Below are 23,103 nucleotides of genomic sequence, written 5' to 3'. Positions count from 1 at the left end.
GCGGGCGACTGCTCGCGGCGCCGAGGGGCGGCGGGGAGCGGCGAGGGGATACGGCTAATCCATGACGGCCGTGGCCTCGACCTCGACGAGGAGGTCCGGTTCCCCCAGCGCCGCGACGCCCAGCAGGGTGATCGGCTTGACCGGGTCGATCCCCAGCTTCGCCGCCGCCCGGCCCACTCCCTCACCGAGCAGCGGCATCTTCTCGGCGCTCCAGTCGACGACGTAGACGGTCAGCTTCGCCACGTCGTCGAACGAGCCACCGATCTCGGTCAGGGCGGTGTTGATGTTGAGGTAGCACTGTTCGACCTGTGCGGCGAGGTCCCCTTCCCCCACCGGCCGGCCGTCGGCGTCGCGGGCGACCTGTCCCGCGAGGAACACCAGCTTCGATCCGGTGGCGATCGACAGCTGCCGGTAGACATCGGGCTTCGGCAATCCCTCAGGATTGACCAGCGTCACGGACATGACTCCTCCTCGGCATCCAGGGCGACAAGATCAGCCGCTTAAGCATAGCGATGCTATGTAATATGGCGCCATGGCGAGGGCGAAAGATCCGAAGGTCCGTTCCCAACTGCTGGACCGGGCGGCGCAGATGCTCCGGACGCGGCAACCGGTCACGCTCCGCTCACTGGTCGCCGATACCGGTGTGTCGACGATGGCCGTCTACACCTACTTCGGCGGCATGGACGGCCTGTGGAAGGCGCTGCGGCAGGAAGGCTTCACCCGCCTCGCCGTCAGGCTCGCCGCCGTATCGATGTCCGCGGACCCGGTACGGGACCTCGCCGCCCTGGGAGCCGCCTACGTCTCCAACGCCCTGGAGAATCCCGACCTCTACCGCGTCATGTTCGACGCGGACTTCGAACTCGAAGACGCAGCCGCGGCGGACGAGTCCCTGCACTGCCTGGTCCGCGCCGTCGAACGGGCCAAGGAGAGCGGCCGCTTCCGCGAGGACGTCGACCCGTTGGAGCTCGCGACGCAGAGCTGGACGGTCGGCCACGGCCTCGCCTCGCTCGTCGCCACCGGCCCCTTGCCGCGCGAGGCGCTCTCGAACGGCGTCCCCGTGCTGACCGCCCTGTACATCAGCGCGGGAGACGGCCCCGACCGGTGCCACCGGTCGGTCGAGGACGGCTGGCGGCCGGGCACCCGGGCGAACCCGCCCTCCTAGGGCACCGCCACGGGGGTGAGGAGCGCGTCGGCGACGGCCGTCCGGGCGTAGAGCACCGAGCGGCCGTTGCGGTGCCCGGTGATCAGGCCCGCGTTCCGCAGGGCCGTGAGGTGCTGGGACACGGCGGCGGCGGACAGTCCGCAGTTGCGGGCCAGCTGCGTGGTCGAGGCCGGGGTGTCGAGTTCGGCGAGCAGCTGTGCGCGGGAGCGGCCGAGGACCCCGGCGACCGCTTCGGCGGCGGCCCCGGTCGTACGGGGCTCCCACAGGCCGCCGATGCCCCGTGCGGGGTAGGCGAGCTGGGGCGGGTCGGGCGCCACCGAGCGGGTCAGCACGCGGGGCCAGGCGAAGGCCGAGGGCACCAGCAGCATCCCGGAGCCCGTCTGGTCCCGGGTCAGCTCGCACTGCCGGCGGACCAGGCGCAGGGTGCCGTCGTCCCAGCTGACGGTGTCGTGCAGCTCGTTCAGGACGTACGCGGAACCGTGCTCGGCGACCTGCCGGGCGCGGTGGAACAGGTCGGCCTCCAGAAGCTGGCGGATCCGGGGCCAGTAGGGGGCGAGCGCGAGCTCCCAGTAGGTCTCGATCTCCTCCGCGACCTTCTCCAGCGCGGCCCGCGGCTCCTCGTGGAGCAGCCTGAGCCGGGGCGAGGGGCCGGAGGACTTGCGCCGGATCATGTCGAGGTCCGCGCGGACCTGTTCCGGGCTGCTGCGGCGGATGGCGTCCAGTTCGGCGGGGAGTTCGGGGAAGGGCCCGGCCGGGGCCGGGTTGAGGAAGTCCGCGAGGTAGCCGTTGCCCGGGATCAGCGCGGCCAGCCAGCCCCGGTCCAGGCCCGCCCGCAGCACGCGGGGCCGTACCTGGGCGGCCCAACGGCGGTGCAGGGGCGGGTCGGTGTCCTCCCTGAGCAGCCGGAAGCTGGTCACGACCTCCCACATCGGGGAGACCGCGAACCTGGTCTGCGCCAGGTCCGCCGCCGAGAATGTCAGTCCGTACTCCATGAAGAACGCCCCCCGGGATCTGCTGGATTCGGTCTGAGCTTAATCAATTCGGGGTCGGGGGTGGAGGGGCGCACGCTCCTCGCATGCCCTCCACCTTCCGCGGTCTCCCGCCCACCGTCTGGACCCTGTTCGCCGGCACGATCGTCAACCGGCTCGGCCACCTCGTCACCCCGTTCCTGGTGTTCCTGCTGGCCGACCGCGGTGTCAGCGGCACCGAGACCTCGTACGTCCTCGGCGCTCTGGGCGCCGGCAACCTGCTGGGCCCGGTGCTCGGCGGGGTGCTCGCCGACCGGATGGGCCGCCGCCCGACGATGCTGATCGGGCTGATCGGCGCCGCGGCGGCGCAGGGCGCCCTCTTCCTCGCGCCGGGGGTGTGGACGATGGCGGCGGCCGCGCTGCTGCTCAGCGCCGCCTCGGCAACGGTCGGTCCCGCCTCGTACGCGCTGATGGCCGACGCGGTGGACGGGGAGCGCCGCCAGCGGGCGTACGCGCTCTTCGGCTGGGGCGTGAACATCGGCACGGCCGTCGCCGGGGTGCTGGGCGGCTTCCTCGCCGCGCACGGGTACTGGCTGCTCTTCGCGGTCGACGCCGGGACCATGCTGGTCTACGCCGCCGTGGTGGCGGCCCGGCTGCGCGAGCCGGAGCGGGCTCCGGCCGCGCCGGGCGAGGACGCGGGCGTGGGCTACGGGGTCGTCCTGCGCGACCGGCTGATGCTCCTGCTGCTCCCGATCTTCGGCGTCCAGTTGTTCGTGTACTCGCTGACCGAGGTCGCGCTGCCGCTGGCGGTCCGTGACAGCGGGCTCTCGCCGGCCGTCTACGGTTCGCTGGCCGCGGTCAACGCGGTGCTGGTGGTGGGGCTCCAGCCGTTCGTGACGGCCCGCCTCGCGAAGCTGCCGAAGCTGCAGGTCCAGGCCGCGGGCAGCGCGCTGATCGCCGTCGGGGTGGCGCTGACGGGTCTGGCCGACGGGATCGCCGGCTACGTGGTGTCGGTGGCCGTCTGGTCGCTCGGCGAGGTCGTCGTGGCCGGGCTCGCGGCCACGGTGGTCGCGAACCTCGCCCCGGCGCATGCCCGCGGCCGCTACCAGGGCGCCTTCAGCTGGACCTGGGGCGTGGCCCGCTTCACCGCGCTCACCCTGGGCGTGACCGTCTACACCGGCCTCGGCGCGGCGGCCCTGTGGTGGATCGCCCTGGGCGCCGGCCTCGCCACGGCGGTGGCCACCCTGGCCCTGCGCAGCCGCGTGGCCGCCCGCGAGGAAGCGGACCACACCCTCGCCGCCTGACCACCATGCCGCCCGGGCCCTGCACAGGGGTCAGGGCCCGGGCGGCATGGTCACGAACAGGGGGCGGGCCGGGTGTCGGGCCGGGTGTCGGGCCGGGTGTCAGGCCGGGTGTCAGGCCGGGTGTCAGGCCGGGAACTTGCGGTCCACCCAGCGGAAGGTGAACTCGATCAGGGTCGCCGCGGCCGCCGCGACGGCCACCGCGATCCACGGCATGGTCGTGCCCTCCAGCTTGAGCTGGAAGAAGTCCTGGAGCCACGGCACGACCAGGACGATCAGGAAGGCTCCGCCCATCGCGCCGACGAGGCCCACCCGCCACCAGGTGTACGGGCGGGCGATGATCGCCAGGACCCACATCGAGGTCAGGAACAGCGCGAGCGTCGCCGCGCTGGTCTCGGCCTTCAGGGCGTCCGGGCCGGTGTAGTAGTGCCGGGCGACCAGGTACGTCACGAAGGTGGCCGTCGCCGCGATCACGCCGCCGGGGATCGCGTACCGCATCACCCGTTTCACGAAGTGCGGCCTGGCGCGTTCCTTGTTGGGGGCCAGCGCGAGGAAGAAGGCCGGGATGCCGATGGTCAGGGTGGACAGCAGCGTCAGGTGGCGGGGCAGGAAGGGGTACTCGACCTGCGAGCAGACCACCAGGATGGCCAGCAGCACCGAGTAGACCGTCTTCGTGAGGAAGAGCGTGGCCACCCGGGTGATGTTGCCGATGACGCGGCGGCCCTCGGCGACCACCGAGGGGAGGGTGGAGAAGCTGTTGTTGAGGAGGACGATCTGTGCGACCGCGCGGGTGGCCTCGGAGCCGGAGCCCATGCTCACGCCGATGTCCGCGTCCTTGAGGGCCAGGACGTCGTTGACGCCGTCACCGGTCATCGCAACGGTGTGGCCGTTGGACTGGAGGGCGCCGACCATGTCCCGCTTCTGCTGCGGGGTGACGCGGCCGAAGACGGAGTTCTCGTCGAGGACCTTCGCCATGTCGGCCCGGTCGGCCGGCAGCCGGCGGGCGTCGACGGTGTTCTCCGCGCCCGGCAGGCCCAGCTTGCCGGCGACCGCGCTGACGGAGATCGCGTTGTCGCCGGAGATGACCTTCGCCTTGACGTCCTGGTCCTCGAAGTAGCGCAGCGTGTCGGCGGCGTCGGGGCGCAGCCGCTGTTCGAGGACGACCAGGGCGGTGGGCCTGACCCCGGTGGCGACGGCGTCGTCGTCGAGCTCGCGGGCGGAGCGGGCCAGCAGGAGGACCCGTAGGCCCTGCTCGTTGAGGTCGTTGATCTCTTCGAGGGCCGGGTCCCCGGCCGGGAGGAGCACGTCGGGGGCTCCGAGCAGCCAGGTGTTGTTCTCGCCGTCGCCCTCGCTGAAGCTGGCGCCGCTGTATTTGCGGGCGGAGGAGAAGGGCAGGGACTCGGTGCAGCGCCACTCCGTGCTGTCCGGGTAGGCGTCGATGATGGCCTGGAGGCTGGCGTTGGGGCGGGGGTCGGACTCGCCGAGCGCGCCGAGCACCTTCTTGACGTACGCGGTGTCCGCGCCGCCGAGCGGGCGGAGCTCGGTGACGTCCATGCCGCCCTCGGTGAGGGTGCCGGTCTTGTCGAGGCAGACCACGTCGACGCGGGCGAGGCCTTCGATGGCGGGGAGTTCCTGGACCAGGCACTGCTTGCGGCCGAGCCGGATGACGCCGATCGCGAAGGCCACGGAGGTGAGGAGCACGAGCCCTTCGGGGATCATCGGGACGATGCCGCCGACGGTCCGGGCGATGGAGTCCTTGAGGTTGGTGTCCTTGACGATCAGCTGGCTGATGATGAGGCCGATCGAGGTCGGGATCATCATCCAGGTGACGTACTTGAGGATGGTGGAGATGCCGGAGCGCAGCTCGGAGTGGACGAGCGTGAAGCGGGAGGCCTCCTCGGCGAGCTGGGCGGCGTAGGCCTCGCGGCCGACCTTGGTGGCGGTGAAGGCGCCGCCGCCGGCCACCACGAAGGAGCCGGACATGACCTGGTCGCCGGGCTTCTTCAGGACGGGGTCGGCCTCGCCGGTGAGCAGGGACTCGTCGATCTCCAGGCCGTCGGCCTCGCCGACGGAGCCGTCGACGACGACCTTGTCGCCCGGGCCGAGTTCGATGACGTCGCCGAGGACGATCTCGGACGTGGAGATCTCGGCCGTCCTGCCGTCGCGGCGGACGCTGGGTTTGGCCTCGCCGATGACGGCGAGGCCGTCGAGGGTCTTCTTGGCGCGCAGTTCCTGGATGATGCCGATGCCGGTGTTGGCGATGATCACGAAGCCGAAGAGGCTGTCCTGGATCGGCGCGACGATCAGCATGATCACCCAGAGGACGCCGATGATGGCGTTGAACCGGGTGAAGACGTTGCCGCGGACGATGTCGGCGGTGGAGCGGCTGCTCCGGACGGGGACGTCGTTGACGTCGCCGCGGGCGACCCGTTCGGCGACTTCGGCGGTGGTCAGGCCGCCCGGCTTGAATTTCGGTGCGGGCGGCTGCACCGGGTGTACGGGGTCCAGCTCCGCCCCTGCGTCGATGGCGGTCGAGGCGGACCCGCCGCCCGGCTCCGGCCCATCGGATTCGGTCTTCGCCCGCTGCGTCATGCATCCGACGTTAAGCGGGGTTCGAACGGTTCACCCCCCGAGCGGTCGGAAGATCCGACTTCGGGATGACCCGGATCGTCCCCTGGTAGCCGTTCGCCGTTCGCCGGGTGCGGGGTGCGGGTGCGGGTCCGTTCCCGGGGCTCCGCCCCGGACCCCGCGCCTCGAACGCCGGCGGGGCTGGATGTCGCTACGCCTCGTCGGACCGCTCAGGCTGCTCCGCCTGCTCGGCGGCGTGCCGCTTCAGGGCCGCGTCGCGGCCGCGGACGTACCAGATGCCGATCAGCCCGAGGAAGCCGCCGGCCGCGCAGGTCCACACCCACCACAGCTGGCCGCGGTCGGCGAACCACCCGTAGAAGGGGAGCTGGACCAGGAAGAGGACGAACCAGATGATCGTGCCGCCGGTGATGGTCGCGACAACAGGGCCCTCAAGGGGCGCGGGCGCCTCGTGCTTCGCAGTCCATTTCGCCATGCGCCAAGTCTAGGCCCGCCATTTCGGGGTCTACGCGCGGAGATGGACGCCCCTTCGCTCATGTGTTCATACTGAAACGGTTTGGGCGAGGCCCACTTTCTTCGTATGAACCACCCAATGAGGACCGTATGAGCACCCCGGCCCCCGCCCCCACCGCCACCGCCCCGGAGCCCGCCCCCCGCGAGGCCTCCGCGGTGGACCGCTACTTCAAGATCTCCGAGCGCGGCTCCACCGTGGCCCGCGAGGTCCGCGGCGGGCTGGCGACCTTCTTCGCGATGGCGTACATCATCGTGCTGAACCCGATCATCCTGGGCAGCGCGAAGGACATGTACGGGCACCAGCTCGACGGCGGCCAGCTCGTCACCGCCACCGTCCTGACGGCCGCCTTCTCCACCCTCCTCATGGGTGTCATCGGCAACGTCCCGATCGCGCTGGCGGCCGGCCTCGGCGTCAACACCGTCGTCGCCCTCCAGCTCGCCCCGCGCATGAGCTGGGCCGACGCCATGGGCATGGTGGTCCTGGCCGGCTTCGTGGTGATGCTGCTCGTCGCCACCGGCCTGCGCGAGCGGGTCATGAACGCCGTCCCGGTGGGCCTGCGCAAGGGCATCGCCATCGGCATCGGCCTGTTCATCATGCTGATCGGCCTGGTCGACTCGGGCTTCGTCTCCCGCATCCCGGACGCCGCGCACACCACGGTCCCGCTCCAGCTCGGCGGCAACGGCCACCTGCACGGCTGGCCGGTCCTGATCTTCGTCGTCGGCGTGCTGCTGACCCTCGCCCTGCTGATCCGCAAGACGCCGGGCGCGATCCTGATCTCCATCGTGGTCATGACCGTCGTCGCGGTCGCCGTCCAGCTGATCACCGAGCTGCCGGGCGAGGCCTGGGGCCTGACCGTCCCCGAGTGGCCGGGCAACCCGGTGGCCGCGCCCGACTTCGGGCTCGTCGGCCAGGTCAGCCTGTTCGGCGGCTTCGAGAAGGTCGGGATGCTGACCGGCGCCCTGTTCGTCTTCACGGTGCTGCTGTCCTGCTTCTTCGACGCGATGGGCACCATCCTCGGCGTCGGTGACGAGGCCAAGCTGATCGACAAGAGCGGCAACTTCCCCGGCATCAACAAGGTCCTGCTGGTCGACGGCCTGGCCGTCGCCTCGGGCGGCGCGACCTCCTCCTCGGCCACCACCTGCTTCGTGGAGTCCACGGCCGGCGTCGGCGAGGGCGCCCGTACCGGCCTGGCGAACGTGGTGACGGGCGGCCTCTTCGCCGTGGCGCTGTTCCTCACCCCGCTCGCGACCATGGTCCCGTCCCAGGCGGCCACCCCGGCGCTCGTGGCGGTCGGCTTCCTGATCCTGGCGGGCTCGGTCAAGGACATCGACTGGAGCGACTTCACCATCGCCGTCCCGGCCTTCCTGGCCATGGTGATGATGCCCTTCACCTACTCGATCACCAACGGCATCGGCATCGGCTTCGTGAGCTTCTGCGCGCTGCGCCTGGCGACCGGCCGGGGCCGCGAGGTCCCGGTGGCCATGTACGTCGTATCGGCGGTGTTCGTCTTCTACTACGCGATGCCGGCGCTCGGCCTCACGTGACGATGCTCGCCCTCATGAATGGGGGCGATTCCCTTCAGCTCGCGTGGGCAGGCTTCGATGCTTCACGCATCCGCCTCCGGCCGGTGGCCGGGACTCGCACCCTGGGGATGCTGCGCGTGCTGTTGATGTCCGAGCCACCCGTCCGGCGGGCTCGGGCCTCGATCTCGACCGAGGCATTGTGGTCGGCATCGTCCTCGTGCCCGCAGCGGGTACAGGCGAACAACCGGCCGCATCCCTTGCGGGATTCGGGATCAACCTGGCCACATGCGGCGCAGGTCTGAGAGGTGTGGAACGGTGGCACCGAGACGAGTACGGACCCGTACATGCGGGCCTTGTACTCAAGCTGCCGCCGCCGCTCCCCAGGGGTGTTGTCGAGGATCGACCGGTTCAGCCCGGCCTTCTGGCGGACGTTCTTTCCGGGCTTCTCTGCGGTGCCCTTGGCGCACTTGGTCATGTTCTTCACGCGCAGGTCCTCGATACCGATCAGGCCGTGGTTTTTGGCTAGGTCGGTGGTGAGCTTGTGCGTAAAGTCATGGCGCCGGTTGGCCTGCCGGGTGCGAAGTCGGCCGATGGCGGCGATCGTCTTGCGCAGCCGGGTCCCGTACTTCCCTCCGTTGTATTTCTTCGCGTAGGTGACCTGGCGGGCCTTGCGCTGCTCCAGCGCCTTGAGACGCCTCTTCTCGTGGGCGGTGAGCGTCGGCCGCATGAGCCGGGGCGTGGTCTCGGTGGAGACGAATGCGGACGCGGCAACGCCGAAGTCCACCCCGCATGCGGGCTTCCCGTTCGGGGCGTCCGGCTTCCGCTCGGCGTGGACGCCGAAGGAGATGTGCCAGCCGTTGCCGTCCCGGGACACTGTGGCGTTGCGGATCGTGCCGCCGAGCGCGCGGGAGAGCCGGAAACGCAGCCATCCCAGCTTCGGCAGACGCACCTCGGCCCACTCGCGGTTCAGCTTGCGGACCTCCACCCACTGGCCGGGAAACGGGATCGACAGGCGGTTCCCGCGCTTCTTCCGTGCCGGATACCCCGCCGGATGCCCAGGGTTCCAGAAGTTGTCGTACGCCCGGTCAAGGGTGCGGAGGATCTGCTGCCCGGTCTGCGCGGGGAGTTCCCCGATCCAGTCCAGCTCTTTGCGGGCAGCGGTGAGCTGCTTGCACTGCTCGGCGGAGCGCAGGGTGTACCGGCGCTGCTCCCACAGGTACACGCGCTGTTCCAGAGCCACGTTCCACAGAGCACGCACCGTATGACCCCACCCGGTCAGGACCTGGTCCTGCCCTCTGGTGGGGTATGCACGGTACTTGCGCCCCGTGTCCGCCGTCACCCCAGGCGAGATCACCGGTAGAACTTCTCCGTCTCGTCGACGGCCGCCTTGAAGCGCTCGTCGAAGTCGTCGCGAATGAGCGTCCGGACCACATAGTCCTGGACGCTCATTCCGCGTTTGGCGGCATGAGTCCGGAGCCGTTCGAGGAGCTCCCCGTCTATGCGCATGCTCAGCACATGTGTCCCCATGCCGAAAGGGTCGGGGCAGCGGGTGCGGACGCGTGTCACTTTCCGGCGCCGACTCACCCGTACGAGTGACGAGATATATCGGTTGTTCTTTAGAGAGGGTAATGAGTTACTCTAAGGACATGCATGACCTCTCCCATGGCGACGACGCTGCCGCCGTGAACGACCTCCGCTCCGCCGTCATGCGACTGGGCAGGCGTCTGAAGCACCAGCGCGTCGACGAATCGCTGAGCCCGACCGAGATGTCGGTCCTCGGCACCCTCGCCCGGTGCGGCCAGGCCACCCCCGGTGAGCTGGCCCGGCGCGAGCACGTCCAGCCGCCGTCGATGACGCGCATCGTCGCACTGCTGGAGGCCAAGGGACTGGTCACGCTGGAACCGCACCCCGACGACCGCCGCCAGAAGGTGGTCCGCCAGACGGAGGAGGCCGAAGCGATGCTCGAAGAGAGCCGCCGCAAGCGCAACGCCTTCCTGGCCGGGCTCGCGGCCGAGCTGACCGAGGACGAATGGGCCAAGCTGCGCGCGGCCGCGCCCGTCCTGGAGAAGCTCGCCCACCTGTAGGAACGACGCCAGGAGGCGAACGCTTTTGAGTACGGGAAACGGAGCAGACTCCGCACCCGGCCACACATCCACCCCCTCTACCGCCGCACCCGCGGGCAAGAACTCGATGTTCAGCTCGCTGAAGATACGGAACTACCGGCTCTTCGCCACCGGCCAGGTCGTCTCCAACACGGGCACCTGGATGCAGCGCATCGCCCAGGACTGGCTGGTCCTCTCCCTGACCGGCTCCGCCTCCGCCGTCGGCATCACCATCGCCCTGCAGTTCCTGCCGATGCTGATGTTCGGCCTCTACGGAGGCGTACTCGCCGACCGGCTGCCCAAGCGGCCCCTGCTGATCGCCACCCAGAGCGCGATGGGCCTCACCGGCATCGCCCTCGCCGTACTCACCCTCGCGGGACACGTCCAGGTCTGGCACGTCTACCTCGCCGCCTTCCTGCTCGGCCTCGTCACCGTGGTCGACAACCCGGCCCGGCAGACCTTCGTCTCCGAGATGGTCGGCAAGGACCAGGTGGCCAACGCCGTCAGCCTGAACTCGGCGAACTTCCAGTCCGCGCGGCTGGTCGGCCCGGCCATCGCAGGCGTGCTGATCACCGCCGTCGGCTCCGGCTGGGCCTTCCTGCTGAACGGACTGTCCTTCGCCGCGCCCATCGCCGGCCTGCTGCTGATGCGCACGCACGAACTGCACCCGGTCGAACCGCAGCCCCGCGCCAAGGGGCAGCTGCGCGAGGGCCTGCGCTACGTCGCCGGCCGCCCGGAGCTGATCTGGCCGATCGCGCTGGTCGGCTTCATCGGCACCTTCGGGTTCAACTTCCCGATCTGGCTGTCGGCCTTCGTCAACGACGTCTTCCACGGCGACGCGGGCACCTACGGGCTGTTCAACACCCTGATCGCGGCAGGCTCCCTGGCGGGCGCCCTGCTCGCCGCCCGGCGCGGACACTCCCGCCTGCGGCTGCTGGTCGCCGCGGCCGTACTGTTCTCGGCCCTGCTGCTCGTGACCGCCTTCGCACCCGGCTTCTGGCTGTTCGCCGCGCTGCTCGTACCCATCGGAATCTTCGGCCTGACGGTCAACGTCACCGCCAACTCCAGCGTGCAGATGGCCACCGACCCCGAGATGCGGGGCCGGGTCATGGCCCTGTTCATGATGGTGTTCACCGGCGGCACCCCGCTGGGGGCTCCGCTGCTGGGCTGGATCACGGACACCTACGGCGCCCGCGTCGGCATGGCCGCGGGCGGGTTGGTTTCCTTGGTCGCCTCTGCGACGATCGCGGTGGTCCTGGCGCGTGTCGGGAACCTGAGGCTGAGCGTGAACCGCCATGGCGTCACTTTCGTCCCGGCGGTGCGCAGCCGCGAGCTGGTGGCCGCCGCCTGACCCTGCGGGGCCGCTTCCTGGGGCTCCGCCCCAGACCCCGCGCCTCAAACGCCGGCGAGGCTGGATTTGCCGCTGCGCGGCAACCAGCCCGCCGCGCGGCAGGCGCAAACGCAGCGCAGCAAAATCCAGCCCGCCGGCGTTTGAGGCGCGGCGGTCCGGGGGCAGGGCCCCCGGCAACGGCGCCGCACCCGGGCACCCCGGCTAGGCTCGGCGGCATGAGACTGTTCGCCGCCGTACTGCCGCCGGACAACGCCATCGCCGAACTGGCCGCAGCCGTACGCCCGCTGTACGACGACCGGCTGCGCTGGACCGCGGAAGCGGGCTGGCACTTCACGCTCGCCTTCATGGGCGAGGTACGCGACGAGGTGCTCCCGGACCTGTACGCCCGGCTGGCCCGGGCCGCCGCCCGCACCGCACCCTTCGCGCTGCGGCTGCACGGTGCCGGGCACTTCGGCGACCGCGCCCTGTGGACGGGCGTGGCCGGGGACCTCGACACGATGCGGCTGCTGGCCGAACGAGCCGACGCCGCCGCCCGGCGGGCCGGCGTACCCATGGAGCAGCACCGCCGCTACACCCCGCACCTCACCCTGGCCCGCAGCCGCGACGGCGCGGACCTGCGCCCGTACCTGGAGGGCCTCGGCTCCTACGAGGGCACTTCCTGGCAGGTCACCGAGCTCAGCCTGGTCCGCAGCAACCTGCCCGTGAGCGGGGTCCCCGGGGAGCAGCCGCGCTACGAGACCGTCGGGGCCTGGCCGCTGGAGGGCTGACGCGCGGAGCGGCCCGTCCTGCAGGGACGGGCCGCTCCTTCGTCGTGCGCCGGGACTACCAGCCGCCGGTGCCGATCTCCTTGCGGGCACCCAGCTGGCCCGCGCCGGTTCCCGGGTAGAGGAACAGCTTGCCGGTCGAGTTCTGGACCGCGATCAGGTCGTCCGACAGGCTGGAGTTCAGCAGGTCGCCGCCGATCAGGTCGGACATGCCGTTCCAGCCGCCCGAGCCGATCGTGATGCGCGGGCTCAGGTAGCCCTTGTCACCGGGGTACATGAACAGCTTGCCGGTGGACTTCTCCACGGCGACGAGGTCCTGGCGGCCGCTGTTGTTCAGGTCCATGCCGGTGAGGTTCGACATGCCGTTCCAGCCGCCCGAGCCGATCTCCTTGCGGGCGCCGACCTGGCCGCTGGTGGTGCCGGGGTAGAGGTAGAGCTTGCCGGTGGACTTCTCGACCGCCGCCAGGTCGGCGATCTTGTCGCCGTTCAGGTTGAGGCCGGTCAGGCTGGACATGCCGTTCCAGCCGCCGCTGCCGATCATGATCCGGGCCGCGAGGGTGGAGTTGTCCGCGCCCTTGTAGAGCCACAGCTTTCCGGTGGACTCCTCCACGGCGACGACGTCGTCCTTGCCGTCGCCGGTGAAGTCGCCGCCGGTCAGGTTGGACATGCCGTTCCAGCCGCCGCTGCCGATCATGACGCGGCCGGAGCCGCTCGCGATGGTCCCGTTCGAGCTGCCCTTGTACATCCACAGCTTGCCCGAGGAGGCCTCCACGCCCACCACGTCCATGACGTTGTCGCCGTTCAGGTCGGCCGAGGCCAGGTCGGTCATGCCGGCCTCGCCGCCGGTGCCGCCGCCGGGGCCCTCGGGCTTCGGGTCCGGGGTCGTGGTGGCGCAGTTCTTGCTGGTCAGCGACTTGGACCAGCGGCCGCTGCCGGAGAAGACGGTGTCGTTGAAGACCGTGCGCTGGTCGTCGCGGTTGTAGCGCTGCTCGTAGTGCAGGTGGGCGCCGGTGGAGTTGCCGGTGCTGCCCACGATGCCGATCTGCTGCCCGGCCTTGACCTGCGCGCCGTCGGAGATGTTGAAGCCGTTGAGGTGGGCGTAGACCGTGGACCAGCCGCCGCCGTGGTTGATGACCACGTACTTGCCGTAGCTGCGGCCGCCGAGGTCGGTGACCTTGGCCGTACCGGCGGCGCTCGCCACCACCGGGGAGTTGACCGTCGAGCCGCCCTGCGTCCAGTCGACGGCGTTCGGGCTCGGGCTGTGGCCGGAGCGGGAGGCGCCCTGCCAGACCTCGCCGCACTTGAACGGCATCTGGAAGTCGGGCCGGTTGTCGCCGGAGGCCATGGCCATCATGGTCGGCGCGCCGTCCTCGGGCAGGCCGAGCTCGGCGGCGGTCAGCTCGTGCAGGTCGCCGTGCGGGTCCTCCGGGGCGCCGTCGGCGTTCGCCCCTCCGGCGGAGAGGGCCACGGCGGCGACGGTGGCGCAGACCAGGCCGGTGGCGATGCGGACCCGGCGGGTCATGAAGCGGGAAACAGCGTAGGAGGACGAGGAAGAAGACATGGGGAAGCGTCCAAACCGGCACGGGGTGCCAAGAAGAGTTCAGGAAAGGGGAGTTGCGAAGGAACGCGGGGTACGGGCGGTGCCGGACGGGGCTACCAGCCGCCGGTGCCGATCTCCTTGCGCGCCCCCAGGCCCGTGCCGGTGCCCGGGTAGAGGTAGAGCTTTCCGGTGGACTTCTCGACGCCGACGAGGTCGTCGTTCGCGTTGGAGGTGAAGTCGCCGCCGGTGAGGTCGTTCATGCCGTTCCAGCCGCCCGAGCCGATCTCCGTACGGGAGTTCAGGCCGGCGCCGTTGCTCTTGTAGAGCCAGAGCTTGCCCGTCGAGGACTCCGCCCCGACGATGTCGGACTTGCCGTCGTTGTCGATGTCCATGCCGACCAGGTCGTGCATGCCGTTCCAGCCGCCGGTGCCGATCAGCACGCGGCTGCTGCCGCCGCCCACGGCGCCCGCGCCGTTGCCCTTGTAGAGCCAGAGCTTGCCGGTCGAGGTCTCGACCCCGGCGATGTCCGCCTTGCCGTCGCCGGTGAAGTCGCCGCCGACCACGTCGTGCATGCCGTTCCAGCCGCCCGAGCCGATCTCCTTGCGGCTGGCGAGGCCGCTGCCCGTGCCGGGGTAGAGGTAGAGCTTTCCGGTGGACTCCTGGACGGCGATGATGTCGTCCTTGCGGTCGCCGGTGAAGTCGCCGGCGGCGAGGTTGGACATGCCGTTCCAGCCGCCGGTGCCTATCTCGACGCGGGCCGCCCCGCCCGCGATGGTCCCGTTCGAACTGCCCTTGTACATCCACAGCTTGCCGGTGGAGGCCTCCACGCCGACCACGTCGTCCACCGCGTCGCCGTTGAGGTTGGCCGCGACCAGGTCGGTCATGCCGGAGGGGACGACCGGGGGCGTGACGACCGCGTCGTCGGCGATGTTCTTGTAGCGCACCGGGGCGTACGGGCCGTAGCCCGGGTAGTACGGGTAGTCGTAGACGCGGTGGTGGACCCCGCTCGGGGTGAAGTCGAAGCCCCAGTACTTGGTCTTGCCGGCGTCGACCCACTTCTCGAAGAGGACGACGTGGCCGCCGGCGCCACTGTCGTTGTCCAGCAGGGCGTCTCCGGGCTTCAGCTCCGACTTGCTGATCGACTCGACCACGCCCCGGGACTCGAAGGTGTCGGTGGTCAGCGAGGAGTCCAGGTCCCAGGCCATCGAGACGAAGCCGGAGCAGTCGGTGCGGTACCCGTTGTGCTTGCCGCCCCAGCTGTAGTCGAGCCCGATGCCGACCCAGCTCTTGGCCCGGGCGATCACCGCGCTGCGGCTGATCGTGGTGCTCGCCGCGGCGTACGACGATCCGCGGAGCACCTCCTCGACCGGGGACTCGGGGCCCTGGCCGGTGCTGCCCCAGTCGGGGTGGGGCGCCGGTTCGGCGGTGACGGCGGCGGGGGCGGCGACGGCGGTGGACTGGACGGCCACCACCAGGCCGGAGGCGACGGCTCCGGCGAGGAGGGCGGCGACGGCGGTACGGCGGCCGCTGGTCAGGGATCGGGACATGGCTGTGCTCCGGTTCTGGTTCACGAGGTTCGGGGGGTGGCCGGGAGCGGGGGCTCGACCGGCGGCACATCGAAGTGCGTCGTGCGCGGTGCGGGGTGCGGTGCGCGGCGGTGCGGGGTGCGGCGGTGCGGTGCGCGGCCGTGCGGACGGACAGCTGTCCTGCAGGTACAGCGGTCCTGTGGAAGGCGGCGCGGTGAGAGGTGGTTCTTCCCCCCTTTTCAGAGTCGGAGTTCGGGCTTTCCGTGCTGGTCACCGGGGTTTCCCTCGCTGACAGGCAATAGATTCGCCGCCCGCCGCACGCAGCGGAAGAGAGATCGGCTGGCCCGAACGGGCCATGGCCCGACCCGTCCACGCAAAAGGCCGCCCGGCCGGATCACCTGCGTGATCCGGCCGGGCGGCCTGAGGGGCGAAGGGACCTAGGGACGTACGGGCAGCCAGCCCTGCTGGACGGCGCGTGCGCCCGCCTCGAAGCGGCTGCGGGCACCGAGCCGCTCCATCAGCTCGTTCGCGATGCGCCGGGCCGTCCGCGAGGACACCCCCAGCCGCTTGGCGATCGCGTCGTCCGTGTGCCCCTCGGACAACAGCCTTACGGCGGCTGCTTGTTGGGCGGTGAGCCCGTTCGGGCCCAGGACCGGCACCTCCGCCAGCGGCTGCGCCGACTCCCAGGTCGACTCGAAGAGCGCGCACAGGGCGACCAGCATCCCGTGGCCGGTCAGAACCACCGCGCCGGCCGACGAGTCGTCGCTCACCGGGATCAGCGCGGTCGAGCGGTCCACGACGAGCATCCGCGTCGGCAGCGAGGCCACCGTGCGGACCTGCCCGCCCAGCTGGGTCAGCCAGTTGGCGTGCTCGATGGAGGGCCGGCTGTTGCGCACGCTGTCCAGGTAGAGCGTGCGCATCCGCACGCCGCGCTCCAGCAGGGCCTTGTTCAGCGGCCGCGAGGCCGCGAGGGCCGACTCGCTCAGCGTGGCGTCGGGCGAGAAGGCCAGCAGCTCCTCCCTCGTCTCCCGGGTCAGCGCGACGAGCCGGTCGCGCACCGCGTCGAGGCCGATGAGCTGCTCGACGCCCGGATGGCTGGCGGCCGGGCGCAGCTCCGAGTACTCGGAGATCAGCCGGGCCGCGGCCGCCCGGGAGGCCTCCAGCCGCTGCTGCTGCGCGGCGAGCTCGGCCTGCCCGCGGGCCATCAGGATCTCCATCCCGATGTCCGGGGAGACCGCGCGCAGCCGCCCGCTGTCATCGGCGGACGGCTGGACCAGCGCCAGCTCGCTCAGCAGGTCCAGCGCCTCGCGTACGTCGTCCTCGTCGGCCCCCACCGCTGCGGCCAGCGCGGCCACCCCCGACCTGGGCTGCACCAGCATGGCCCGGTAGACGGCCTCGGCTCTCGCGTCCAACCCCAATTCGGTCAACACCTGTGTCCCCCAACCCCCATTGGTACTTCGGTACGCTCATGATCATCTCAGAGGGGCGGTCCGTTCGGCCCGATCCGGCCCCGTCCTGAACCGGCCAGCCCCTCGGACACGTACCGGCGGCGGGACGGGGCACGGTTGGGGCATGTACCTCGTCCACGCCCGTCTGCGTACGGTGCCTCCGCAGGAACTCCCCGACGATCTGCGGGAAGCGGCCCGCGCGGGCCTGAAGCCCGGTGACCGGGTCGAGCACCTGGCCGTGCACCCGCAGCCGGCCGGGCACTTCACGCTCGGCTTCTACTTGCTGGCCGACTCCCTGGAGGCGGCGGAGGGGCGCGCGGAGTCCGTCTGCCGGCGTCTGCTCGGGGCGCGTGCGCTGCCCGTCGCGCAGCTGCTGGACGTCGGCGTCCCGCTGATGCCGGTGTCGCTGTTGGACAGCAGGGCCGTCTGAGGGCCGGCCGTGTCCGTAACCGTCCAGGGACGGTTTGGGCCAGCGGAGATCCCTTCTCCGCCCGGCCGGCGGCGGCTTAGCTAGGTCTCACCGGAAGGGCCCACGCCACCGCGGGACGCGGGACCACCGGGAGCCAGCAGTCGCACCTGCCCCAGGGCACTCCGAAGGGAAACCGGACCTCATGAACATCACCCGCATCTTCCAGGCCGCCGCGGTCGTCGCCCTCACCCTCGTCGTCGGCACCCCGGCCGTCGCCTCCGCCGCCTCCCTGCCCGCCGCGAAGCCCCCGGTCGCCGCCGCCGACGACATGAGCTGGCAGTAACGGCTCCGCGCAGCCGCCTCCCGGCCGGGCGGCCGTGACCGACGGCACACCGGCCCCACCCGTTACGGCACAGCCCCTGCGTCCACGATGCAGGGGCTGCCGCGTTAGTCTCGACGGGTGGATCCCAAGACCAGAAACCGTGTCATGGCCGGTGTGCTCGTGCTGATGTTCGTCGTCGTCGCCGTGGCGGCTGCCGTCGGACAGTAGCCCCGCCGGCCGCCCCCGGCCGCCCGCACCGGCCGCCCGTCGCGCCCGCTACCAGGCGAACGCCTCCGGCGAGGGCCCGGGCCCGGGGAAGACCTCGTCCAGCCCCGCCAGGAGCTCCTCCGAGAGCTCCAGCTCCACCGCCCGCAGCGCCGAGGCCAGCTGCTCCGGGGTGCGCGGGCCGACGATCGGCCCCGTGACACCGGGACGCGTCAGCAGCCAGGCCAGGGCCACCTCGCCCGGCTCCAGCCCGTGCTTGTCCAGCAGGTCCTCGTACGCCTGCACCTGCGCCCGTACCGAGCTGCTGGACAGCGCGTCCGCCGAGCGCCCGCTCGCCGTACGCCCCGACTCCGCGGACTTGCGGATGGCGCCGCCCAGCAGGCCCCCGTGCAGCGGGGACCACGGGATGACCCCGAGCCCGTACGCCTCGGCGGCCGGGATGACCTCCATCTCCGCACGCCGCTCGGCGAGGTTGTAGAGGCACTGCTCGCTGACCAGGCCGAGCCGGCCCTGACGGGCCGCGGTCTCGTTGGCCTGGGCGATCTTCCACCCGGGGAAGTTGGAGGAGCCCGCGTAGAGGATCTTCCCCTGCTGGATCAGGACCTCGACGGCCTGCCAGATCTCCTCGAACGGGGTCTGCCGGTCCACGTGGTGGAACTGGTAGAGGTCGATGTGGTCGGTCTGGAGGCGCTTGAGGCTCGCGTCGACGGCCCGCCGGATGTTCACGGCCGACAGCCGGTCGAAGTTGGGCCAGGTCTCGCCCTCGCGGGACATGGAGCCGTAGACCTTGGTGGCGAGCACCGTCTTCTCGCGGCGGCCGCCGCCCTGGGCGAACCAGGTGCCGATGATCTCCTCGGTACGGCCCTTGTTCGCGCCCCAGCCGTACACGTTGGCCGTGTCCACGAAGTTGACGCCCGCGTCGAGCGCGGCGTCCAGGATGCCGTGGCTGGTGGGTTCGTCTGTCTGGGGACCGAAGTTCATCGTGCCGAGAACGAGTCGGCTGACCTTGAGTCCCGTGCGTCCGAGCTGCGTGTACTTCATGGAGCCCAAGCCAACTGCTTCGAGTCCACTCGAAGCAAGACCCCGCCGTGAAGGGCGTGTTACGGGGCCCGCTGCGCGCGGTAGGGGCCGCCGATGCCCCAGGCCTGGTGGAGCACTGCCGCGAACTCGCCCGCCAGCCGGTGCTCGCCGGAGGCGTTGGGGTGGGTGCCGTCGTAGGTGTCGTGGTGGATGTCGTACGAGGCCGGACGCGCGGCCAGCAGGATCGGCGAGGCGTCCGTGGTCAGGTCGGCGACCGCCTTCGCCAGGAGCTCGTTGAACCGTGCGACCTCCGCCGCGAAGGGTTCCTCGTCCTCGGCGCGGATGTTCGGGATGACCGGGAGGAAGACCATCCGGATGTCCGGGCGGGCGGCGCGCGCTTCGGCGACGAAGCGGCGGGCGTTGTCGGCGGTCTGCTCGGCGCGGGTGTAGAAGCCGAGGTCGATCAGGCCGAGGGAGACCAGCAGGACCTCGGCGCCGGTGGCGCGCACGGCGGGGCCGACGAGGGGGGCCATGTGCTGCCAGCCCTCGCCCCAGCCGGCCAGGTGGCGGCGGGCGTGCTCCGGGAATTCCGGATCGGCGTACGCGTGGCTGACGGGCGCGTCCGCGCCGGTGTCGTACAGCTCGCGGCGCGGGCCGACGATCTCGTGGGGGCCGTCGGGGGCGGCGCTCAGGTGCTGCCACATCCGGTAGCGCCAGGTCCAGTCGCCGGCGCGTCCGATGGTCATGGAGTCGCCGACGAACATGAAACGCATCCGGTCATCATCGCGGATCAAGGGGCGGGCGCCCCTGTGATGCCGGACACCCGGCGCGGGCTGGCAAGCTGGGGAGATGCGCCTGCTGCCGTTGCCGTCCGCCGTTGTTGCCGCCCTCGTCCTGCTGCCGGGCGCCGTCCTCGCGCTGCCGCCGGGCGCGGCCCTCGCTGCGGAGGCCGCCGGGGCGGCGTCGTTCACCATCTCCGACCCCCGGATCAAGGAGTCGAGCGGGCTGGCCGCCAGCCGGATCCACCCCGGGGTGTACTGGACACACAACGACAGCGACGACGGCCCGTACATCTACGCGGTGGACTCGGCGACCGGGAAGACGGTGGCCCGCGTGACGCTGACGGGGATCGGCAAGCCGCGCGACGTCGAGGCGATCTCCCTGGGGCCGGACGGGCAGTTGTACGTCGGTGACATCGGCGACAACCTGGACGGGAGCTGGGACCACGTGTGGATCTACCGCTTCCAGGAGCCGAAGCAACTGGGCGATGCCACCGTCAAGGCGACGCAGTTCACGGTGCGGTACGCGGACGGGGCGCGGAACGCGGAGGCGCTGATGGTGCATCCGGTGACGGGCCGGGTGTACATCGCGAGCAAGAGCGAGGACAAGGGCGGGCTGTACGAGGGTCCGGCGGAGCTGTCGGCGGGCGGCCCGAACGTGTTCCGGCGGGTCGCGGACCTGCCGTGGGTGACGGACGGGGCGTTCTCGCCGGACGGCGGGCGGCTCGCGCTGCGCGGGTACTTCTTCGCGAAGACCTACCCGTGGAAGGACGGGCTGCCGCAGGGCGGGGGCGAGCGGGTGGACGCGCCGTGGCAGGGGCAGGCGGAGTCGGTGACGTACACGGCGGACGGCTCGGCGCTGATGTTCGGCGCGGAGGGCGCGTCCAGCCGGGTCCTGGCCGTCCCGACGGGGCCGGCCCCGTCGGCTGCGCCTCCGGCGAAGCCGGGTTCCGTGCCGGAGGCTCCCGTTTCGGGTGCACCGGAGGCGCCGGGCAGCTTCTCCAAGGGGGCGCTGGTCCTGGCGGCCGCGCTTGGCCTGGGCTTTGTGGCGAAGCGCCTCTTGCCGCGCCGCCGGGCGGACTAGCCTGCCGGTCCGCTGCTGGGGCTCCGCCGGGCCGCCTCCGGCCGGCTCCGCGGAACAACCTGCGGGTGCGCTGCTGGGGCTCCGCCCCAGACCCCGCGCCTCAAACGCCGGCGGGGCTGGATGTGGCCCGTGCCGCCCATCAGAGCTGGATTTGGTCTCGCCCTCAGACGCCGGCGGGGCTGAGTTTCTCGTCCGCCGGGGCAGAGGCTCGGGGGAAGGTCAGCCACAGGGAAGCCGCCATGCCGATGACCGCGGTGAGGGCGGCGAGGGTGTAGGCGAGGCATACGCGGGTGGCGACCTCGCCGGGGAGCAGGGTCACGCCGAGCAGGACCAGGGTGGCCACGGCCCAGCCGAGCAGCTGGAGGTTGTGCTTGCGCAGGACCATCAGGGCCTGGCCGAGCACCATGGCCAGCATGTAGAAGAGGGTGCCGGCGGAGATCCAGAAGAACACCGCCTGGCCCAGCCCGTCCTCGGCCTTGAACAGCACCTGGATCAGCCAGGGGCCGAGCAGGGTGGCGGGCAGACCGCCGGCCACGCCGAGCGCGGTGACCACCAGGCAGGTCCGGCCGAGGAGCCTGGAGAAGCCGGTCCGGTCGCCGGCCGCGGCGGCCGCGGACAGCCCCGACAGCAGCGAGGCCTGGAGCGAGCCGAAGACGAAGAGCGGTACGCGGGCCAGCACGATGGCGTTCAGCAGACCGGCGACGAGCGCGCCCTCGGCCGGGGCCAGCAGCTTGGTGCTGACGACGGCGGCGTTGACGACGACCTGGGAGAGCAGCGTCGAGGCGATCAGCGGGCCGAGGCCGCCGAGCAGCCCCGTCCAGGTGTCGGCCGGGCCGGGCCCGAGGCCCTGGCGTACGGGGCGCAGGGTGACCAGGACCGCGACGAGCGGTGCGATGACGAGGATCAGCGCGAAGGCCAGCGGGGAGCGGACGCCCGCCAGGGCGAAGCCCACGGCGAGGCCGATGCGCAGGACGCCGTCGATGCCCAGCTGCCAGCCGAAGGGCGCGAAGCGGCCGAGGCCGGCCAGCACGCCGCGGGTCACGTTGCTCGCGGCCAGGGCGACGAAGGCCACGCCCAGCGCCATGACCATGTCGGTGCGGCCGTAGAAGAAGGTGTCGGCGAGCGGGCGGGCGGCGATCGCCATGCCCGCCAGCAGCAGGCCGGCCATGGCGACGGTGAGGACCGTCACACGGCGCAGCACGCCGGAGACGCCGTGGCCGCCGACCCGGTGCGCGGCGACGATCCGGGTGAGTTCCTGTTCCACGGGGAAGAACAGGCCGATGCCCACCGACATGAGGATCGTCCACAGCACGGACAGCGAGGCCATGCCGTCGGTGTCGAGGCTGTGGCCCGCCGCCATCAGGTGGACGTACGAGGCGGCCCCGAGCACGACCGTGCCGCCGATCACCAGCAGGGTGCCCGGCGGCAGGGTGTCGGACAGTCTGGCCAGCGGCGACCTCTTCACGGTCGCCGCGGCATCCGACGTGTTCACGACTGCTGGGCGGCCTTCACCTTGAGCGGCTCCCACCAGGCGCGGTTCTCGCGGTACCACTCGATGGTGGACTTGATGCCGTCCTCGAAGGTGACCTGCGGCGCGTAGCCGAGCTCCGCGCTGATCTTGCTGATGTCGATGGAGTAGCGCAGGTCGTGGCCCTTGCGGTCCTCGACCCGGTCGACCATCTCCCAGCCGACGCCCGCGGCCTCCAGCAGGACGCCGGTGAGCTCCTTGTTGGTGAGCTCGGTGCCGCCGCCGATGTTGTAGACCTCGCCGGCGCGGCCCTTGCGCAGGACGAGGTCGATGCCGCGGCAGTGGTCGGAGACGTGCAGCCAGTCGCGGACGTTGCCGCCGTTGCCGTAGAGCGGGACGTGCTTGCCGTCCATCAGGTTCGAGACGAACAGCGGGATGACCTTCTCGGGGAACTGGTACGGCCCGTAGTTGTTGGAGCAGCGCGTCACCACGACGTCCATGCCGTGCGTGCGGTGGTAGGCCAGCGCCAGCAGGTCGGACGAGGCCTTGGAGGCGGAGTACGGGGAGTTCGGCGCGAGCGGCCACTCCTCGGTCCAGGAGCCCTCGCTGATGGAGCCGTAGACCTCGTCGGTGGAGACGTGGACGAAGCGGCCGACGCCGTGCTTGCGGGCGGCGTCCAGCAGCACCTGGGTGCCGACCACGTTGGTCATGACGAAGGGGCCGGCGCCCGCGATGGAGCGGTCCACGTGGGACTCGGCCGCGAAGTGCACGACGGCGTCGTGGCCGGGCATCACCTGGTCGACGGCGTCGACGTCGCAGATGTCACCGCGGACGAAGGTGTAGCCGGGGTGACCCGCGACGGGGGCGAGGTTCTCCTCGACGCCGGAGTAGGTCAGCTTGTCGAGGACCGTGATCCGGGCCGCGGGGTCCTGCGACAGGAGAGAACGGACGAACTGCGAGCCGATGAAACCGGCGCCACCGGTCACGAGAATGCGCATAGTGCGTTCAGCT

General features: G+C 71.3%; 22 protein-coding genes. 9 read left to right on the top strand and 13 right to left on the bottom strand.

Annotation, left to right across the window (positions count from 1 at the left end):
- Positions 1–54: 54 nt before the first annotated feature.
- Positions 55–462, bottom strand: coding sequence for a RidA family protein (locus AB0D94_RS13820; protein WP_362050605.1), 408 nt, complete (start codon positions 460–462; stop codon positions 55–57).
- A gap of 70 nt (positions 463–532) precedes the next feature.
- On the opposite strand from AB0D94_RS13820, the gene AB0D94_RS13815 reads away from it, so the two are divergent.
- Entirely contained in the window at positions 533–1,162 is a 630-nt protein-coding gene (locus tag AB0D94_RS13815; RefSeq protein WP_362050602.1) for a TetR/AcrR family transcriptional regulator, read from the top strand.
- Here AB0D94_RS13815 and AB0D94_RS13810 read toward each other — a convergent pair.
- Positions 1,159–2,154, bottom strand: a complete 996-nt coding sequence (locus AB0D94_RS13810) for a DUF5937 family protein (RefSeq protein WP_362050599.1) — start codon at positions 2,152–2,154, stop codon at positions 1,159–1,161. The two genes, AB0D94_RS13815 and AB0D94_RS13810, sit on opposite strands and share 4 nt — an antisense overlap.
- An 83-nt stretch (positions 2,155–2,237) precedes the next feature.
- Between AB0D94_RS13810 and AB0D94_RS13805 the strand changes: the two genes are divergently transcribed.
- Entirely contained in the window at positions 2,238–3,434 is a 1,197-nt protein-coding gene (locus AB0D94_RS13805; RefSeq protein WP_362050596.1) for an MFS transporter, read from the top strand.
- A gap of 123 nt (positions 3,435–3,557) precedes the next feature.
- Here the strand turns inward: AB0D94_RS13805 and AB0D94_RS13800 are convergent, their stop codons facing one another.
- Both AB0D94_RS13800 and AB0D94_RS13795 read right to left on the bottom strand, forming a co-directional pair.
- Positions 3,558–6,023 (bottom strand): cation-translocating P-type ATPase, encoded by a 2,466-nt coding sequence (locus AB0D94_RS13800; protein ID WP_362050593.1) that lies wholly within the window; start codon positions 6,021–6,023, stop codon positions 3,558–3,560.
- Positions 6,024–6,210: 187 nt separating this feature from the next.
- Complete coding sequence (locus AB0D94_RS13795; RefSeq protein WP_362050590.1) at positions 6,211–6,492, bottom strand: DUF2530 domain-containing protein; 282 nt, start codon at positions 6,490–6,492, stop codon at positions 6,211–6,213.
- Between the two features lie 128 nt (positions 6,493–6,620).
- Here AB0D94_RS13795 and AB0D94_RS13790 point away from each other — a divergent pair, with 128 nt between their 5' ends.
- The gene (locus AB0D94_RS13790; protein ID WP_362050587.1) at positions 6,621–8,075 is read left to right on the top strand and encodes an NCS2 family permease; all 1,455 of its coding nucleotides are present in this window, start codon (positions 6,621–6,623) and stop codon (positions 8,073–8,075) included.
- Positions 8,076–8,109: 34 nt separating this feature from the next.
- Here the strand turns inward: AB0D94_RS13790 and AB0D94_RS13785 are convergent, their stop codons facing one another.
- Positions 8,110–9,393 (bottom strand): transposase, encoded by a 1,284-nt coding sequence (locus AB0D94_RS13785; RefSeq protein ID WP_362050786.1) that lies wholly within the window; start codon positions 9,391–9,393, stop codon positions 8,110–8,112.
- 11 nt (positions 9,394–9,404) lie between these two features.
- Positions 9,405–9,581: a ribbon-helix-helix protein, CopG family gene (locus AB0D94_RS13780; RefSeq protein WP_362050584.1), complete on the bottom strand. Its 177-nt coding sequence runs from the start codon at positions 9,579–9,581 to the stop codon at positions 9,405–9,407.
- Between the two features lie 119 nt (positions 9,582–9,700).
- Here AB0D94_RS13780 and AB0D94_RS13775 point away from each other — a divergent pair, with 119 nt between their 5' ends.
- The 3 genes from AB0D94_RS13775 (at position 9,701) to thpR (ending at position 12,274) form a co-directional block, all read left to right on the top strand.
- Positions 9,701–10,138: a MarR family transcriptional regulator gene (locus AB0D94_RS13775; protein ID WP_030010566.1), complete on the top strand. Its 438-nt coding sequence runs from the start codon at positions 9,701–9,703 to the stop codon at positions 10,136–10,138.
- Between the two features lie 25 nt (positions 10,139–10,163).
- Entirely contained in the window at positions 10,164–11,507 is a 1,344-nt protein-coding gene (locus tag AB0D94_RS13770) for an MFS transporter (protein ID WP_362050579.1), read from the top strand.
- Positions 11,508–11,722: 215 nt separating this feature from the next.
- On the top strand, positions 11,723–12,274 hold the full coding sequence (thpR, locus tag AB0D94_RS13765; RefSeq protein ID WP_362050576.1) for an RNA 2',3'-cyclic phosphodiesterase: 552 nt from the start codon (positions 11,723–11,725) through the stop codon (positions 12,272–12,274).
- 55 nt (positions 12,275–12,329) lie between these two features.
- On the opposite strand, the gene AB0D94_RS13760 is transcribed toward thpR, so the two are convergent.
- The 3 genes from AB0D94_RS13760 to AB0D94_RS13750 form a co-directional block, all read right to left on the bottom strand.
- On the bottom strand, positions 12,330–13,793 hold the full coding sequence (locus tag AB0D94_RS13760; RefSeq protein ID WP_362050573.1) for a VCBS repeat domain-containing M23 family metallopeptidase: 1,464 nt from the start codon (positions 13,791–13,793) through the stop codon (positions 12,330–12,332).
- 131 nt (positions 13,794–13,924) lie between these two features.
- Positions 13,925–15,358 carry an FG-GAP-like repeat-containing protein gene (locus tag AB0D94_RS13755; protein ID WP_362050570.1) on the bottom strand — a complete coding sequence of 478 codons (1,434 nt, stop codon included), beginning with the start codon at positions 15,356–15,358 and terminating at the stop codon, positions 13,925–13,927.
- Positions 15,359–15,774: 416 nt separating this feature from the next.
- The gene (locus tag AB0D94_RS13750; protein ID WP_362050567.1) at positions 15,775–16,767 is read right to left on the bottom strand and encodes a helix-turn-helix transcriptional regulator; all 993 of its coding nucleotides are present in this window, start codon (positions 16,765–16,767) and stop codon (positions 15,775–15,777) included.
- A gap of 142 nt (positions 16,768–16,909) precedes the next feature.
- On the opposite strand from AB0D94_RS13750, the gene AB0D94_RS13745 reads away from it, so the two are divergent.
- Together AB0D94_RS13745 and AB0D94_RS13740 are read left to right on the top strand one after the other, a co-directional pair.
- Positions 16,910–17,215, top strand: coding sequence for a hypothetical protein (locus AB0D94_RS13745; protein WP_362050565.1), 306 nt, complete (start codon positions 16,910–16,912; stop codon positions 17,213–17,215).
- A gap of 181 nt (positions 17,216–17,396) precedes the next feature.
- Positions 17,397–17,537, top strand: a complete 141-nt coding sequence (locus AB0D94_RS13740) for a hypothetical protein (protein WP_362050563.1) — start codon at positions 17,397–17,399, stop codon at positions 17,535–17,537.
- Positions 17,538–17,792: 255 nt separating this feature from the next.
- On the opposite strand, the gene AB0D94_RS13735 is transcribed toward AB0D94_RS13740, so the two are convergent.
- Together AB0D94_RS13735 and AB0D94_RS13730 are read right to left on the bottom strand one after the other, a co-directional pair.
- Positions 17,793–18,782, bottom strand: coding sequence for an aldo/keto reductase (locus AB0D94_RS13735; protein ID WP_362050560.1), 990 nt, complete (start codon positions 18,780–18,782; stop codon positions 17,793–17,795).
- A gap of 59 nt (positions 18,783–18,841) precedes the next feature.
- Positions 18,842–19,534, bottom strand: coding sequence for a GDSL-type esterase/lipase family protein (locus AB0D94_RS13730; RefSeq protein ID WP_362050557.1), 693 nt, complete (start codon positions 19,532–19,534; stop codon positions 18,842–18,844).
- 76 nt (positions 19,535–19,610) lie between these two features.
- Here AB0D94_RS13730 and AB0D94_RS13725 point away from each other — a divergent pair, with 76 nt between their 5' ends.
- Positions 19,611–20,624 (top strand): WD40 repeat domain-containing protein, encoded by a 1,014-nt coding sequence (locus AB0D94_RS13725; RefSeq protein WP_362050554.1) that lies wholly within the window; start codon positions 19,611–19,613, stop codon positions 20,622–20,624.
- 163 nt (positions 20,625–20,787) lie between these two features.
- Here the strand turns inward: AB0D94_RS13725 and AB0D94_RS13720 are convergent, their stop codons facing one another.
- Entirely contained in the window at positions 20,788–22,116 is a 1,329-nt protein-coding gene (locus tag AB0D94_RS13720) for a hypothetical protein (RefSeq protein ID WP_362050551.1), read from the bottom strand.
- On the bottom strand, positions 22,113–23,090 hold the full coding sequence (rfbB, locus tag AB0D94_RS13715; protein ID WP_362050548.1) for a dTDP-glucose 4,6-dehydratase: 978 nt from the start codon (positions 23,088–23,090) through the stop codon (positions 22,113–22,115). The genes AB0D94_RS13720 and rfbB overlap by 4 nt, the downstream gene beginning before the upstream one ends.
- Positions 23,091–23,103: the final 13 nt, after the last annotated feature.

Origin of the sequence: Streptomyces sp. NPDC048255, from assembly GCF_040652415.1 — a bacterium.
Taxonomy (GTDB): domain Bacteria; phylum Actinomycetota; class Actinomycetes; order Streptomycetales; family Streptomycetaceae; genus Streptomyces.
The sequence above is the reverse complement of the archived record's forward strand: the minus strand, read 5'-3'. Positions and strand labels throughout refer to the sequence as shown.